This window comes from Kitasatospora sp. NPDC001132, from assembly GCF_053598415.1.
This window is the reverse complement of record NZ_JBSFKF010000012.1, coordinates 166,742-180,296: the sequence shown is the minus strand read 5'-3', so window position 1 is coordinate 180,296 and position 13,555 is coordinate 166,742. Positions and strand designations below refer to the sequence as shown.

At 74.3% G+C, this 13,555-nt stretch carries 14 protein-coding genes and 1 pseudogene; 5 read left to right on the top strand and 10 right to left on the bottom strand.

Annotated elements, in window-relative coordinates; genetic code table 11:
• Positions 1 to 155 precede the first annotated feature (155 nt).
• Positions 156 to 698: pseudogene (locus ACWDBE_RS19000) on the bottom strand (hypothetical protein).
• A gap of 216 nt (positions 699 to 914) precedes the next feature.
• A complete protein-coding gene (gene rpe, locus ACWDBE_RS18995) occupies positions 915 to 1,598 on the bottom strand; it encodes a ribulose-phosphate 3-epimerase (RefSeq protein ID WP_392874914.1) in 684 nt (227 codons plus the stop codon).
• Positions 1,599 to 1,863: 265 nt separating this feature from the next.
• Here rpe and ACWDBE_RS18990 point away from each other — a divergent pair, with 265 nt between their 5' ends.
• Complete coding sequence (locus ACWDBE_RS18990) at positions 1,864 to 2,715, top strand: SCO6745 family protein (protein ID WP_449789431.1); 852 nt, start codon at positions 1,864 to 1,866, stop codon at positions 2,713 to 2,715.
• Here ACWDBE_RS18990 and ACWDBE_RS18985 read toward each other — a convergent pair.
• The 5 genes from ACWDBE_RS18985 to ACWDBE_RS18965 all read right to left on the bottom strand — a co-directional run bounded on the left by ACWDBE_RS18985 (position 2,684) and on the right by ACWDBE_RS18965 (position 7,210).
• Complete coding sequence (locus ACWDBE_RS18985) at positions 2,684 to 3,445, bottom strand: C39 family peptidase (protein ID WP_449808583.1); 762 nt, start codon at positions 3,443 to 3,445, stop codon at positions 2,684 to 2,686. The genes ACWDBE_RS18990 and ACWDBE_RS18985 overlap by 32 nt on opposite strands.
• Before the next feature lie 61 nt (positions 3,446 to 3,506).
• The gene (locus ACWDBE_RS18980; protein ID WP_449808582.1) at positions 3,507 to 4,100 is read right to left on the bottom strand and encodes a DUF4188 domain-containing protein; all 594 of its coding nucleotides are present in this window, start codon (positions 4,098 to 4,100) and stop codon (positions 3,507 to 3,509) included.
• A gap of 219 nt (positions 4,101 to 4,319) precedes the next feature.
• Positions 4,320 to 5,306: an aldo/keto reductase gene (locus ACWDBE_RS18975; RefSeq protein ID WP_449789434.1), complete on the bottom strand. Its 987-nt coding sequence runs from the start codon at positions 5,304 to 5,306 to the stop codon at positions 4,320 to 4,322.
• 78 nt (positions 5,307 to 5,384) lie between these two features.
• Complete coding sequence (locus tag ACWDBE_RS18970) at positions 5,385 to 6,206, bottom strand: ABC transporter permease (protein ID WP_449808581.1); 822 nt, start codon at positions 6,204 to 6,206, stop codon at positions 5,385 to 5,387.
• Positions 6,206 to 7,210 (bottom strand): ATP-binding cassette domain-containing protein, encoded by a 1,005-nt coding sequence (locus ACWDBE_RS18965; protein WP_449808580.1) that lies wholly within the window; start codon positions 7,208 to 7,210, stop codon positions 6,206 to 6,208. Before ACWDBE_RS18965 ends, ACWDBE_RS18970 begins: the two co-directional genes overlap by 1 nt.
• A 215-nt stretch (positions 7,211 to 7,425) precedes the next feature.
• On the opposite strand from ACWDBE_RS18965, the gene ACWDBE_RS18960 reads away from it, so the two are divergent.
• Positions 7,426 to 8,100 carry a TetR/AcrR family transcriptional regulator C-terminal domain-containing protein gene (locus ACWDBE_RS18960; protein ID WP_449808579.1) on the top strand — a complete coding sequence of 225 codons (675 nt, stop codon included), beginning with the start codon at positions 7,426 to 7,428 and terminating at the stop codon, positions 8,098 to 8,100.
• Positions 8,101 to 8,208: 108 nt separating this feature from the next.
• Here the strand turns inward: ACWDBE_RS18960 and ACWDBE_RS18955 are convergent, their stop codons facing one another.
• Complete coding sequence (locus ACWDBE_RS18955) at positions 8,209 to 9,585, bottom strand: pyridoxal-phosphate dependent enzyme (RefSeq protein ID WP_449808578.1); 1,377 nt, start codon at positions 9,583 to 9,585, stop codon at positions 8,209 to 8,211.
• A gap of 184 nt (positions 9,586 to 9,769) precedes the next feature.
• Between ACWDBE_RS18955 and ACWDBE_RS18950 the strand changes: the two genes are divergently transcribed.
• Positions 9,770 to 10,096 carry a hypothetical protein gene (locus tag ACWDBE_RS18950; RefSeq protein ID WP_449789439.1) on the top strand — a complete coding sequence of 109 codons (327 nt, stop codon included), beginning with the start codon at positions 9,770 to 9,772 and terminating at the stop codon, positions 10,094 to 10,096.
• Between the two features lie 63 nt (positions 10,097 to 10,159).
• On the opposite strand, the gene ACWDBE_RS18945 is transcribed toward ACWDBE_RS18950, so the two are convergent.
• Together ACWDBE_RS18945 and ACWDBE_RS18940 are read right to left on the bottom strand one after the other, a co-directional pair.
• Positions 10,160 to 10,993, bottom strand: a complete 834-nt coding sequence (locus tag ACWDBE_RS18945; protein WP_449808577.1) for a VWA domain-containing protein — start codon at positions 10,991 to 10,993, stop codon at positions 10,160 to 10,162.
• 153 nt (positions 10,994 to 11,146) lie between these two features.
• Positions 11,147 to 11,728 carry a DUF3885 domain-containing protein gene (locus ACWDBE_RS18940; protein ID WP_449808576.1) on the bottom strand — a complete coding sequence of 194 codons (582 nt, stop codon included), beginning with the start codon at positions 11,726 to 11,728 and terminating at the stop codon, positions 11,147 to 11,149.
• Positions 11,729 to 11,847: 119 nt separating this feature from the next.
• Between ACWDBE_RS18940 and ACWDBE_RS18935 the strand changes: the two genes are divergently transcribed.
• Positions 11,848 to 12,990 (top strand): serine hydrolase domain-containing protein, encoded by a 1,143-nt coding sequence (locus tag ACWDBE_RS18935; RefSeq protein WP_449789442.1) that lies wholly within the window; start codon positions 11,848 to 11,850, stop codon positions 12,988 to 12,990.
• Positions 12,978 to 13,544, top strand: a complete 567-nt coding sequence (locus ACWDBE_RS18930; RefSeq protein ID WP_449789443.1) for a hypothetical protein — start codon at positions 12,978 to 12,980, stop codon at positions 13,542 to 13,544. Before ACWDBE_RS18935 ends, ACWDBE_RS18930 begins: the two co-directional genes overlap by 13 nt.
• Positions 13,545 to 13,555: the final 11 nt, after the last annotated feature.

The window sequence follows — 13,555 nt, the reverse complement described above, 5'->3', positions numbered from 1 at the left end:
CCGCCGGGCGCTCGCGCCGCCTGCACGGCCATCATTCCGAGCCGAGTTGTTCGCTCGATGTGCTGTCGATGCGCCTGCCCTGTGAGCACCCGGGGCGGGGACGGAGACCGCGGTGGATCCGCTCACCGCACCCCCCGCCGGGCCGAACCCCCGGGTCAGCGCTCGCGCCCCCGGGCCTTCAGCGGCACGTCGGGCAGCTCCGGGGCGGGCAGCCGGTCGCCGGCGCAGCCGTGGACCTCGCCCAAGCGCTCGCCTGCCATCCAGTCGGCGCGGGCCCGGGCGATGTCCTCGGTGGTGCGGCCGATGAAGACGATCTTCTCGTCGAAGGACTCGCGAGGAGGAGGACGGCCGTGTCAGGGTCAAACCGCAGGGGGAGGTCGGGGCGGCCGCAGCCGAGGTAGAGCATGGAGCCGGGCTCGCCCGGGACGCCGTCGACGTCGACCCGGCCGGACATGGCGAGGACGGCGTACTCGAAGTCGGGGACGAGCGGGAGGCGGAGGTCCGCGTCCCCGACGAGGGCGAGGTCGGCGCCGACCAGCGGGGTGTGGGTGTGCCCGGCGAGGTGGCGATGTCGGCGGGGCCGTAGTGGTCCACGAAGCACCAGGCCCCGACCATCCGGCGGCCGAGGTTGGGCAGCAGTCGGCGGACCATCGTGCTGCCGCCGCGGGGAACTGACGAGCCGTCAGCAGATCCCTCATCGGCCCGATGCCGGCCTCGCGGCCGCAGGCGGTCGGGGTGGGCTGGAGGTAGAGGTTGCTCGTCGCGGTTCCACCACCGTACGGAGAGGGGCCGGGCGGGCCCCCGGGGGCATCGTCACCGATCATGCGTCACGATGCGACGTTCCTCCACCCGTGCCCGGCCATCCGGCGGCCCCCCGCCCGCAAAGGGCGGGGGGCCGCCGGACGGCCGCAGGCTCAGTGCCCGCAGGCCCACCAGGCCTCGGCCGACGCCTTGTCGGCGCGCTCCCGCAGGTTGCGCACCGCCGCGGCCGGGTCCTCGGCCCCGTACACCGCCGAGCCGGCCACGAACACGTCCGCGCCGGCCTCCGCGCAGCGCTCGATCGTGCTCGCCGCGACGCCGCCGTCCACCTGGAGCCACAGTTCGAGGTCGTGCTTGGCGATCAGCTCCCGGGTGCGGCGGATCTTCGGCAGCATGATGTCCAGGAAGGCCTGGCCGCCGAAGCCGGGCTCGACGGTCATGATCAGCACCATGTCGAGCTCGGGCAGCAGGTCCTCGTACGGCTCGATCGGGGTGCCCGGCTTGAGCGCCATCGAGGCGCGGGCGCCCTTGGCGCGGATCTCGCGGGCGAGCCGGACGGGCGCGGCGGCGGCCTCGACGTGGAAGGTGACCGAGCCGGCGCCGGCCTCGACGTACTGCGGGGCCCAGCGGTCCGGGTCCTCGATCATCAGGTGGAGGTCGAGCGGGATGTCGGTGGCGCGGGCGAGGGACTCGACCACCGGGACGCCGAGGGTGAGGTTGGGCACGAAGTGGTTGTCCATGACGTCCACGTGCAGCCAGTCGGAACCCCGGACGGCCTCGGCCTCGTCGGCGAGCCGGGCGAAGTCCGCGGACAGGATGCTGGGGTTGATCTGGGCCATGACCGACTACCTTCGTACGAGGGCTTGCGAGGGCTGGGCACCCCCGGAGCGGGCACCTCGTCCCATCATCCCGCGCCGCACCGCCCCCGACCGCACACGGTGACCCCCGCGTGACCGTCATCACACCCCTCGCGGGGTTACCGGGGCCGTCACCGTGGTCATCAGCCCTGGAACGGGCCACGACCCGCCGCGGCTCCCGCCGGGCCGTCCCGACCAGCCGAGCGCCCCGGCCCACCCGGGGGCTCCGTCCGAGGAAGGTCCCCCGATGACCGATCTCGTCCACCCCGCCCGCGCGCTGTGGTGGCTCTTCGAGCCGGTGCACGCCGTCACCTACTTCCTGCCCGAGGGCCGCACCGCCTTCGAGGAGGCCGGTCTGCACGGCCGCCTGCACGGCTACTTCGGCACCCGGGCGGCCCCGCTCGGCGCGGTGGACGCCCCGCCGGTGACCGCCGCGTTCTTCAACTTCGCCCCGGCGATGGTCGAACGCGCCCTGCCGGAGGTGTGGGGCCACGCGAGCCCGGAGGAGGCGCTCACCGCCCGGCTGAAGGCCTCGGCGGCGATCCTGGGCCGGCTGCTGGAGCACGTGGACCGGGAGCAGGTCGAGCTGGTCGCCGAGACCCTGGAGCAGGCCGCCGCCCGGCTGGACTGCGCCGGCCGGGTGCTGGCCGCCGCCAACGCCGCGCTTCCCCGCCCGAGCGGCCTGTACGAGCGGCTCTGGCAGGCCGCCACCGTGATGCGCGAGCACCGCGGCGACGGCCATGTGGCCGCGCTGGTGACGGCCGGGCTGGACGGCTGCGAGGCCCTGGTGGTCCGCTGCGCGATGGACATGCGGCGCGAGATGATCCAGCCGCTGCGCGGGTGGACCGACGCCGAGTGGGAGGCGGCCGCCGAGCGACTGGTCGAGCGCGGCTGGCTGACCGCCGAGGGGACGGTCACCGAACTCGGCCGGACCCGCCACCAGGCCCTGGAGGCCGCCACCGACCTGGCCGCCGCCCGGGTCTGGAACGACTACCCGCGCGCCGAACTCGACCGGCTGGCGGCGGCGTTGAAGCCGATCTCGGCGCTCTGTCGCGGCGAGCTGCCGATCAACCCGATGGGGCTGCCGGACAACCAGTGACGACCGGCCCGCGCGAGCAGGGCGCGGTCCACGCCCGGAGCGGGTCCCGGAGCCGGCCCTGGGCCTCGCCACAGGGCGGGCCGAGCACGATCCCCCGCCCGGCGTAGAACCGGCCGAACGACCGCCACGGCACGCGCGCGAAGGCCTGCGACTCCCCCGGGAACCCGGAGGGGTTGTGGACCAGCAGCGCCGTGTCCGTGGCGCCCACCGCCAGCACCAGGTGCCCGCCGCGCCGCACCGGCTCGGGCCCGTACGGCTCCCGGATCGACGGGTGCACCGAGACCATCACCAGCGCGCCGCCGGCCACCTCGGCCGACACCTCCCCGGGCGTCAACTCCCTTGCCTGCGCGGCCAGTCCCCAGCGCTGCCGGACGTACGCGGCGAACGGCGCGTGGATCAGCCCGTGCAGGCTGTCGCCGTCCCGCAGGTACGCGCCGGCCGCCAGGCACTCGCCCGCGAGCGCCACCGCCGCCGGGGCCATGCCCCACCAGTGCGCCAGCGCCATCCGCAGGCAGGCCACCCCGCACAGCCGCCAGGACCACCACGCGTACTCCTCCGCGGTGGCCGCACCGGACTGCCCCCAGCGCGGGTCGGCGGACGCGTCCAGCCGCCCGTCGACGATCTCCCGCACCAGCTCCGCCGACTCCCACTGCGCGTGGTAGGGCACCTCGTGCACCACCCGCACCGACCGCGCCGGCGCCTGCGGCCGCGCGTCGCCCCGATCCACCATCCCCCGACGCTCTCACGGCCCGACGGCCGGGCGACCCGCGACACTCCCGGGGCCGCCGGACTCAGACGCCGGACTCAGGCCCCGGAACGGGCACCGGCTGCGACTCCGACTGCGGCTGCGGCTCCTGCTGCAACTCCGGCTCCGGTGTCGGCGCCGGCTCCGGCTCCCGGTAGGCCAGCCGCTGAGCCGCGTGCCGCCCGCGCGCCTCCACCGGCAGCGAGCCGGTGGCGCCGGCCAGCCCGAACAGCGGCATGTCGAGGTAGATCGACTCGTACCCGCCCGGCGGCGCGATGTACGTCTCGTGCCAGATCCCGACGTGCCCGCGCACCTTGCCGTCCCGCAGCTTGCGGTTGGCGATGCCCCACACGGTGTGGTGGAAGCCGTCCGGCGCGTGCGCGTAGTCGTACAGCTTCTCCCTCGACTCCCAGTACTGGACGACGTAGTAGGTGCGCGGCGAGGCGGTCAGCAGGACGCGGCCGCGCAGGCCGCGCTCGGGGGCGCGGCGCAGCTCGTACAGCATCCGGAGCATCGCGAACATCACCGGGCCCCAGTGGTGCACGGCCCAGAACCGGTTGATCCGCATGCCGATCAGCAGCACCACGGTGTCGCCGGTGGCGGCCGCGGTGGTGATGCCCCGCTGTGGTTTGGCGAACAAGGCCAACTGTTCCTCCCCCATCCCTTGCCCGTACAAGCGGTGACTACATCAGCACCGGACGCCCCGGTCAAGGCTCGCCGCCCTCACAATTCGGCTACTACGCTGGGCAGTTGACACTCACTGCCGCCTATGGTGCCGAACCCGGGCCGGCCCCTCCGGACGCACCGGGGCCCCGGCCCCCGCGAAGGGCGGGGGCCGGGGCCGGCCTGGTGCGGCGGCCTACCAGGCGTAGTCCTCCGGGGCGGACTTGTGGCCCGGGAAGAGTTCGTCGAGGCGGTCGAGGGTCTTCCGGTCGAGCTCGAGGTCGAGCGCGCCGATGGCGGCGTCGAGGTGGGCCGGGGTGCGGGGGCCGACGATCGGGGCGGTGACGGCGGGGCGGGAGAGGAGCCAGGCGAGGGCGAGGGCGGCGGGGTCGGCGCCGAGTTCGTCGGCGAAGTCCTCGTAGGCCTGGATGCGGTCGCGGTGCTTGGCGAGGAGTCCACTGACGTACGGCATGGCGCTGCGGTCGCGGGTGCCCTCGCGTTCCTTGCGCAGGACGCCGCCGAGCAGGCCGCTGCGCAGCGGGGACCACGGGATCAGCCCGAGGCCGTAGTGCTGCAGGGCGGGGATGACCTCGAGCTCGATCGTCCGGTCGAGCAGGTTGTAGAGGGACTGCTCGCTGACCAGGCCGAGGAAGTTCCTGGACCGGGCGGCCTCCTGGGCCTGGGCGATGTGCCAGCCGGCGAAGTTGCTGGAGCCGACGTAGATGATCTTGCCCTGGGCGACCAGGACCTCCATCGCCTGCCAGATCTCCTCCCACGGCGTGGCCCGGTCGATGTGGTGCATCTGGTACAGGTCGATGTGGTCGGTCTGGAGGCGGCGCAGGCTGGCCTCGACGGCCTTGCGGATGGCGAGCGCGGAGAGCTTGCCCTCGTTGGGCCAGTCGCTCATGTCGGCGTAGGCCTTGGTGGCGAGGACGGTGCGCTCGCGGCGGCCGCCGCCCTTGGCGAACCAGCGGCCGATGATCTCCTCCGTGCGGCCCCGCAGCCGGCCCTCGCTGTCGCGGCCGTAACTGTTGGCGGTGTCGAAGAAGTTGATGCCGCGCTCGTGGGCGGTGTCCATGAGGCGGTGGGCCTCGGCCTCCTCGGTGTGGGGGCCGAAGTTCATGGTGCCGAGGCAGAGGCGGGAGACGGTCAGGCCGGTGCGGCCGAGGTGGGTGTACTCCATGGCGCCCACCTTCCGTCGCACCGGCCCCGGTGTCCAGCGCATTCCACCGGACTCGGCGGATCACCGCCAGTGGGCGGATCACCGCCCGTGGGTGGCGAACTTCCTTACGGCGAGCGGCATGCAGGCCGCGAGCAGTACGGCACTCCAGAGCAGCGCGGCGAGGACCGCGTGCTGCGTCGGCCAGGCGGTGCCGGCCGCCGAGGGGTTGCCGAACAGCTCCCGGCAGGCCTGGACGACGGAGCTGACCGGGTTCCAGTCGGCGAGGAACCGCAGCCAGCCGGGCATGCCGCCGGTCGGCACGTAGGCATTGGTGACCATCGCCAGCGGGAAGACCGCGACGGACAGCTGGCCGGCCGCCTCCTCCTTGCCGACGGCCAGCCCGAGCAGTGTGCCGACCCAGGTCATCACGAAGCGGAAGAGCAACAGCAGGGCGAACGCCCCTGCCGCGTCGGCGAGTCCGTGCCGGGCGCGCCAGCCGGCGGCGAGCCCGACCCCGGCCAGCAGCGCCAGGACGACCACGCTGACCAGCAGGTCGGCGAGGGTCTGCCCGAGCAGCAGTCCGGTGCGGGAGACGGGCATGGAGCGCAGCCGGTCGGTGACCCCGCGCCCGACGTCGCGGGCGGCGCCGACCATGGTGGGCATGACGCCGTTGGTGGCCACCATGGCGAACAGGCCGGGCATCAGGAACTCCCGGTAGTCGCCGCCCCCGGGCACCCGCATGGCGCTGCCGAGGACGTACCCGAAGACCACCACCATCACCACCGGGACGCCCAGCGAGGCGGCCAACAGCCCGGGCGAGTGGCGGTAGTTGAGCAGGACGCGGAGCATCGAGGTCCAGGTGCCGGAGGCGAGTCGGCCGAGGGCGGAGGGCCGCGCCGCGGCGGCGTACACGACGGCCATCAGGCGGCCCTCCCGGCGTCCGCGGACTCCCGGGTGCCCGCCGACTCCCCGGCGTCCGCGGACTCCTGGGTGAGCGCGAGGAACACGTCGTCCAGTGAGGGCCTCCGCACCGCGACGTCCTCGGCGACGACCCCGGCGCCGTCCAACTCCCTTACCAGCGAGGGCAGCAGGACGGACACTCCGGGCATCGTCAGCACCGTGACGGTCCGCTCGGCGACGTCCACCCGCGCGTCGCCGCCGGTCATCGAGGACAACACCACGGCGGTGGAGGCGAGTTGCGCCGGATCGGCCAGGGTGACGGCGACCTGGCTGCCGATCGCGGCCTTGAGGCGGTCGGGCGGGCCGGTGGCGATGGCGGCGCCGTGGTCGACCACCACGATGTCGTCGGCGAGCCGGTCGGCCTCCTCCAGGTACTGGGTGGTGAGCAGCACGGTGGTGCCGCCGTCCGCCAACTCCTTGACGGTGTCCCAGATCGCCTGCCGGCTGCGCGGGTCGAGTCCGGTGGTGGGCTCGTCCAGGAAGAGCACGGACGGGCTGGTGACCAGGCTGGCGACGAGGTCGAGGCGTCGGCGCATGCCGCCGGAGTAGGTGCGCACGAGCCGGTCGGCGGCGTCGGCGAGGCCGAAGCGGGTGAGCAGTTCGTCGGCGCGCTCCCGGGCCCGGCGGGCACCGAGGTGGTGCAGCCGGCCGAACAGCCGGAGGTTGTCGCGGCCGGTGACGCCCTCGTCGACGGCGGCGTGCTGCCCGGCGAGGCCGATGACGCGCCGGACCTCCTCGGCGGCGCGGACGACGTCGTGTCCGGCGACCCTGGCGGTGCCGCGGTCGGGGGCGACCAGGGTGGCGAGGACGCGCACGGCGGTGGTCTTGCCGGCGCCGTTGGGGCCGAGCAGGCCGCAGACGGTGCCGGCCAGGACGGCGAGGTCGAGGCCGCGCAGGGCCTCGGTGGCGCCGAAGCGTTTCGTCACGCCCGCCATCTCGATGGCGGGTCGGGTGGTGTCGGACATGGCTCTGCCCTTCTCTAGGTACAGCGTACGTAGAAGCGCGCGCGAGCGCCATCGTACTACGTACGCCGTACGTATCTAAGATGGGGAACCGAGGTGATCTTCCAGTGCCGTCCAGCGAGTCCACGCCGTCGAGCAGCGCAGCGCCATCGAGCGGACCCACGCCGCCCAGCGGCCCCGCGCCGTCGAGCAGGCCCACGCCCCCCGAGGCCCCCGAGGTGATCTGGCTGCGCCCCGAGCGCGCCGGCCGCGGCCCGCGCCCGGCCCACAGCCGGGCCTCGATCGCCGCCGCGGCCATCGGGATCGCCGACGCCGAGGGCCTGGACGCGGTCTCCATGCGGCGGGTCGCGGCGGCACTCGGCGCGGGCACCATGTCGCTCTACAACTACGTGCCGAAGAAGGAGCACCTGCTCGACCTGATGCTCGACGCGGTCGCCGCCGAGTACCGCTTCCCGCCCGCGCCGAGCGGCGACGTCCGGGCCGACCTCGCCGACCTCGCCCACCAGCAGCTCGACATCTGCCGCCGCCACCCGTGGCTGCCCGCACTGGTGCTGGCCCGCCCGGGCATCGGCCCCAACGCCCTGCGCTACACCGACCGCTTCCTCGCCATCACCGCCCCCACCGGCCTCGACGGGGGCTCCCGACTGGAGGCGATGGCCCTGTTCAACGGCTTCATCGGCCAGTTCGCACAGTACGAGCGGACGGCGGCAGCCGGCGCCAAGTGGCAGGCCGAGCTGGCCGGTTACCTCGGCCGGGCGGCGGCGAGCGGCGAGTACCCGCACCTGGCACAGGCCTTCGCCGCCGCAGGGCCGCCGGCCGACCCGGACCGGGCGTTCGAGCGCGCCCTGGCCCGGGTGATCCCCGCCATCCTGACGCCGACGGACGACAACTGATACACCAGTCATCCCGCGAGAGCCCCCGGGCAGCGGCCCCGCCACCCTGACGCCCAGTCTCCCGCAGGGCCCCGGCAAGCAACCCCGCTCCGTCGTCCTGACGAACCGTCAGCCAGCGAGGTCCTCCCTGGGGAGCAACCCCGCCACCCGGCCGTCCACCAGCACCAGCACCGCCGGCCGGCCGCCCGTCAGCGCCGCCCGGGCCTCGGCCGCCGACTGCCCGACGCCGACCGTCGGCAGCGCCGGGCCGAGCAGCGCGCCCAGCGGGTCGCCCGGCTTGGCCGCGCCGTCCGCGAGCGCCGCCGTCAGCACCTCCCGGGACACCGAGCCGACCACCTCGGTCGCGCTCACCCCGAACGGGCGCTCCGCCCGCGCCAGCACCGCCGGGGCGACGCCGCCCGGTGCCTCCCGCACCGCCTCCACCGCCTCGCCGACGGTCGCGTCGGCGTCGACCGTCACCAGCGGGCGGGCGGCCTCCAGCAGCGGCCGCAGCCCGTCCGCGTCCTCCAGGAACCCCCACCCCCGCATCCAGGCGTCACTGTGCACCTTGGACAGGTAGGAGCGTCCCGAGTCCGGCAGCAGCACGACCACCAGGTCGTCCGGGCCCAGCTCCCGCGCCACCCGCAGCGCGGCCGCCACCGCCGTCCCGGAGGACGGCCCGGCCAGGAGGCCCTCCTCGCGCGCGAGCCGGCGTGCCGTCAGCAGCGACTCGCGGTCCGGGATCCGCTCGTAGGAGTCGACCACCTCCGACCGGTAGGCCTGCGGCCAGCGGTCCTCGACGGTCTGCGGGTGCAGGTAGTGCCCGATGCTCTCGACGTACCACGGGCTGCCGTCCCCGCCCCCGTACGAGGAGGACTCCGGGTCCGCGCCGACCACCGTCACCGAGCCGCCGGACACCTCCTTCAGGTGGGCGCCCGTACCCGTGATGGTGCCGCCGGTGCCGACGCCCGCGACGAAGTGGGTCACCCGGCCGCCGGTCTGCTCCCAGATCTCGGGACCGGTGGTCCGGACATGAGCGTCGGGGTTGGCCAGGTTGTCGTACTGGTTGGCGAGCCAGGCCCCGGGGATCTCCTCGGTCAACCGCTCCATCACCTTGAACAGGTGCCTCGGGTCCTCCTGCGGCACCGCCGTCGGGGCGAGCACCACCTCCGCGCCGTACGCCCGCAGGATGTCCGCCTTCTCGGGCGCCGACTTGTCCGCCACCCCGGCGATCACCCGGTACCCGCGCTGCCGGCCGACGATCGCCAGGCCGATGCCGGTGTTCCCGGAGGTCGCCTCGATGATCGTCCCACCCGGCTTCAGCAGACCGTCCCGCTCGGCGGCCAGGATCATGGACAGCGCGGCGCGGTCCTTGACGCTGCCGCCGATGTTGAGGAACTCCGCCTTGGCGTAGATCGGCGCGGCGATCCCGGCGCCGAGCCGGGCGAGGCGGAACAGCGGCGTCCCGCCGATCGCGTCGAGGACGGATTCGTGCACTGCGGTCATCATCCGACTCCTTCACTGGTGCTGTCCGCCCGAGCCTGCCCAGCCCGGCGGGTCGGTAGACGGCGGTGACACCCCGCTCATCCGGCCGAAACACGGTCCGAGGAGCACGGAGGGCGCGAGGAGGCGCATTCGCGCCCCTCGGCGCGTGGGCGGCGAGGCCAGTGGCGCTCGCTAGAGTCCCGGCATGACGCGTCTGAAGATCGAGATATCGGTCCCCGAGAGCCATCTCGACCAGGTCCTCGAGGCCCTCCACACGGCCGGTGCGGGCCGGGTCGGCGAGTACGTCCGCTGCACCAGCGTCTGGCGCATCACCGGCAGTTGGCTGCCCTCGCCCGACGCCCAGCCCTACCAGGGCACGGCGGGTGTCGTCCAGACGGCCCCGGAGGTCCGCGTGGAGTCCGTCTGCGACCAGGCCCGGGCCGCCGCCGTGCTGCGAGCCGTCCGGGCCGTCCACCCGTACGAGGAGGCGGTGATCAACTTCCTTCCCCTCTTCGAACCCGTCCTCGACTGAGCCCGCGACCGATCCCGCGACCGTGCTCGCGGCGGCGCCGAGCGCGGCCCCCGGCAGCCGGGCTCACGCGCCCCTTCGCCGCCCCAGCCACGCCGTCAGCGCGGCCCGGAGGCCCCGGCGCTGCGGCGGCTCCGGAGCCGGCTCGGCCACCGGCCCGGCCGGCGGCCGCACCGCCGGGCCCTGGGGCGCGATGCCCTGGGCCCGGGCCGCCGCGAGCCAGGCGGGAACGTCGGCGAGCAGCAGGTCGTACAGGTCCCGGTCGGACACCTTCCGGGGATCACGCCCCAGGTGAACGAAGCCCGCGTTGTCGATGGGGCGCATCTCCGGAACCGCGAGCCCGGTGAGCTTGCGCAGGAAGTCGAACTGCCGGCTGCCCGGGTCACCGAAGCCGATGAACTGCCAGAAGATCGGCAGCTTCGCCGCCTCGCACAGGCCCACCTCCGCCGCCCTCTTGTTGATCGGCCCGCCGTCCGTCTGGAACAGGACGAGGGCCGGCGCCGTGGAGCCGCTCGCGCGGTAGTGCCGGACCACCGCCTCCATCGCCAGGTGGTAGCTGGTCTTGCCCATGTGGCCGAGGCTCGCGACGATCCGGTCGATCCAGCCCTCGTGGTCGGCCAGGGCTATCTCGGCCTGGGCGTCGACCTCGGTGGAGAAGAAGACGACCGGCACGCTCCCGTCGTCGTCCAGGTGGGCGGACAGGCCCAGGACCCGGTCGGCGAGTGCCTGGACGCTGCCGTCCTTGTAGTAGGGCCTCATCGAGCCGGAGTAGTCGATCACCAGGTACACCGCGAGGCGCTGACCGCTCAGCCCGCGCCGTTCCACCGAGGCGCCGGCCGTCTTGTAGAGGCTCACCAAGGCGGGCGCACTCTGCTCGACCTTGCTCAGACTGACGGCCATGGGCTCGCTCCCTCGCTCACTGCGGCAGCCGGACTGCCGGGGCGCGTGATCGTCAACGCGCTCCGGACACTCTGTGGGGAGAACCCGGACGGCGGCAAGCCCTCGCGCGAGCCGGGCCCGCACCGGCCGGGAGCGCGCCGGCCGGGAGCGCCCTCACCAACCGCCGGGGTGCCGCGAGAGCCAGTCGGCATGCCGCTCCTTCAGCCGGTCGCGCTCCTCCGCCGTGGTCAGGTAGACGTCCGCGCCGCCGTCGTACGGGTGGTAGAGCCGCCGCATGCCGGTGTCGGTGACGATCACCCCGCCCTCCCGCTCGTCGGCGACCCGGCGCAGCAGCCGGTCCAGCTCGCCGCGCCGCCACCGGCGCCGCTCCACGAACACGTGGCAATAGGTGCGGAACTCCGGCGCCGGGTCGTCCGCCTGGAGCCACGTGCGCCAGTGCTTCGCGTCCCGGCGCATCCGGGGCACGCTCGTCCGGCCGCTCCACCGCGGTGTGAGGACGTACACCTCGGAACCGGCGAACAGCTCGTCCAGCACGGTGTTGTGGCGCTCCAGGACGATCGCGTACTCGCGCTCGTCGTCGGGGTACCGCTTGGACTGCGGCAGGCTGTGGAAGCGCACCCAGACGTCCCGCGTCCGGGTGCCGATCTCGTACCCGACGGGCTCCACTCCGGGCCACCGCCGCTCCCAGAGCGCCGTCAGTTCCTCGCGGTCCACCCGGTTGCTGCCCCGTTTCACCGGGCGAGTGTGCCACATCCGCCCCAGCGGTCCCGGCCTGGTGAAATTCCCTCGTCACGACCGCCCGGCTCCCGTAGCGTGGTTCGGTGGATCTTGAGGACAGAACGGGGCACCACACCATGAAGCAGCACCACGGCTGGGCCGACGAGCGCTTCGGCGCCGTCGCGGACGTCTTCGCCGCCAACTTCGCCGAGTTCCCCGAACTGGGCGCCGCCGTCACCGTGTTCGCGGGTGGCCGGAAGGTGGTCGAGTTGTGGGGCGGCACGGCCGACGACCGCACCGGCCGGGCCTGGACGCAGGACACCGTCGTCCCGGTGTTCTCCTGCGCCAAGGGCCCGGTGAGCATCTGCGCGCACCTGCTCGCCCAGCAGGGCCGGCTCGACCTGGACGCGCCGGTCGCCCGCTACTGGCCGGAGTTCGCCCGCCACGGCAAGGAGGCCGTCACCACCCGGATGATCCTCGGCCACCGCGCCGGCCTCCCGGCGCTGGACGCGGTGCTCTCCTTCGAGGAGGTCGCCGCCTGGGATCCGGTGATCCGGGCGGTCGAGGCGCAGCAGCCGCTCTGGGAGCCGGGCACGACCCATGAGTACCACGGCCACGTGTTCGGCTTCGCGGTCGGCGAGGTGATCCGCCGGATCACCGGGCTGACGCCGGGCGCGTTCCTGCGCAAGGAGATCGCCGAGCCGCTCGGGCTGCCCGTCTGGATCGGCCTTCCGGAGAGCGAACTCCCGCGCCTGGCCCGGCTGGTGGAGGCCGAGGGCCGCCGCCCGATGCCCGGCCCCGAGCACCTGCTCACCCGGATCGTCACCATGAACGGCGCGCTGGTCTTCCCCGGCCTGGACGTGCCGCACGGCTGGAACGACCCGGCCCTGCACGCGATCGAGCTGCCCGGCGCGGGCGCCGTCGCCTCCGCCACCGGCCTGGCGGGCCTCTACGCGGCGGCGGCCACCGGCCTGGACGGCTCGCCCCGCCTGCTCGCGCACGACACCGTGTCCGACGCGGTGCGCGAAGTCTCCTCCGGCGCGGGCTTCCTGGGCTTCGACATGGGTGCCCGCTGGGGCTCCGGCCTGCTGCTCGACTCCCCCGCCTTCCGCCCGCTGCTCGGGGCGCGCAGCTTCGGCAACGACGGCGCCGGCGGCCAGTTCGCCTTCGGGGACGACGAGTTCGGCGTCGGCTTCGGCTACGTCGCCAACCGGATGATCGGTCACGGCGACGCCCGGGCGAACCGCCTGATCGAGGCGGTGCGCGGGTGCCTGGGCTGACCGGCTTCCTCCCGCTCGTCACCGCTCTGGCCACCACCGGCGGCCTCGGCGAGCTGCGCTACGGCGCCTCGCTGCCCGAACTCGCCGCCCGCTACGGCGATCCGTGGGACGGCGGCGGCATCCACCGCGGCGACCGCTGGCCGCACGCCTTCGGCTGGGGCGACGTCCAGACGGTGTTCTGCCGCTGCCGCCGGCTCCGCTCGCTGTCCCTGCCGGTCTGGCACGGCGAGCTCGACCTCCCGCTGCCGGACGGCGGTTCGGTGACGCTCGACACCCACGTCGGCGAGGCCGACCTGATGGCGGCGCTGACCGCCACCGGCCACGGCTGGCGGACGGTGACGTACGAGAACCTCCCGGGCCAGCGGAACCTGGAGTTCTCGCCGGCCGAGGAGGTCCGGGTGGAGCTGGTGCTCACCGACCGCGACGGCTACGACCAGCCGCCGCTTCCGGAGTGGGTGCTGTACAAGGCGGTGCTGTGGGGCTTCGAGCACGTCGACTGCCCCGAGCCGGACCGCTCGCTCCCCGACGACGGCTGGGGCGCCGCCGGACGGTAGGGCCGGTCCTC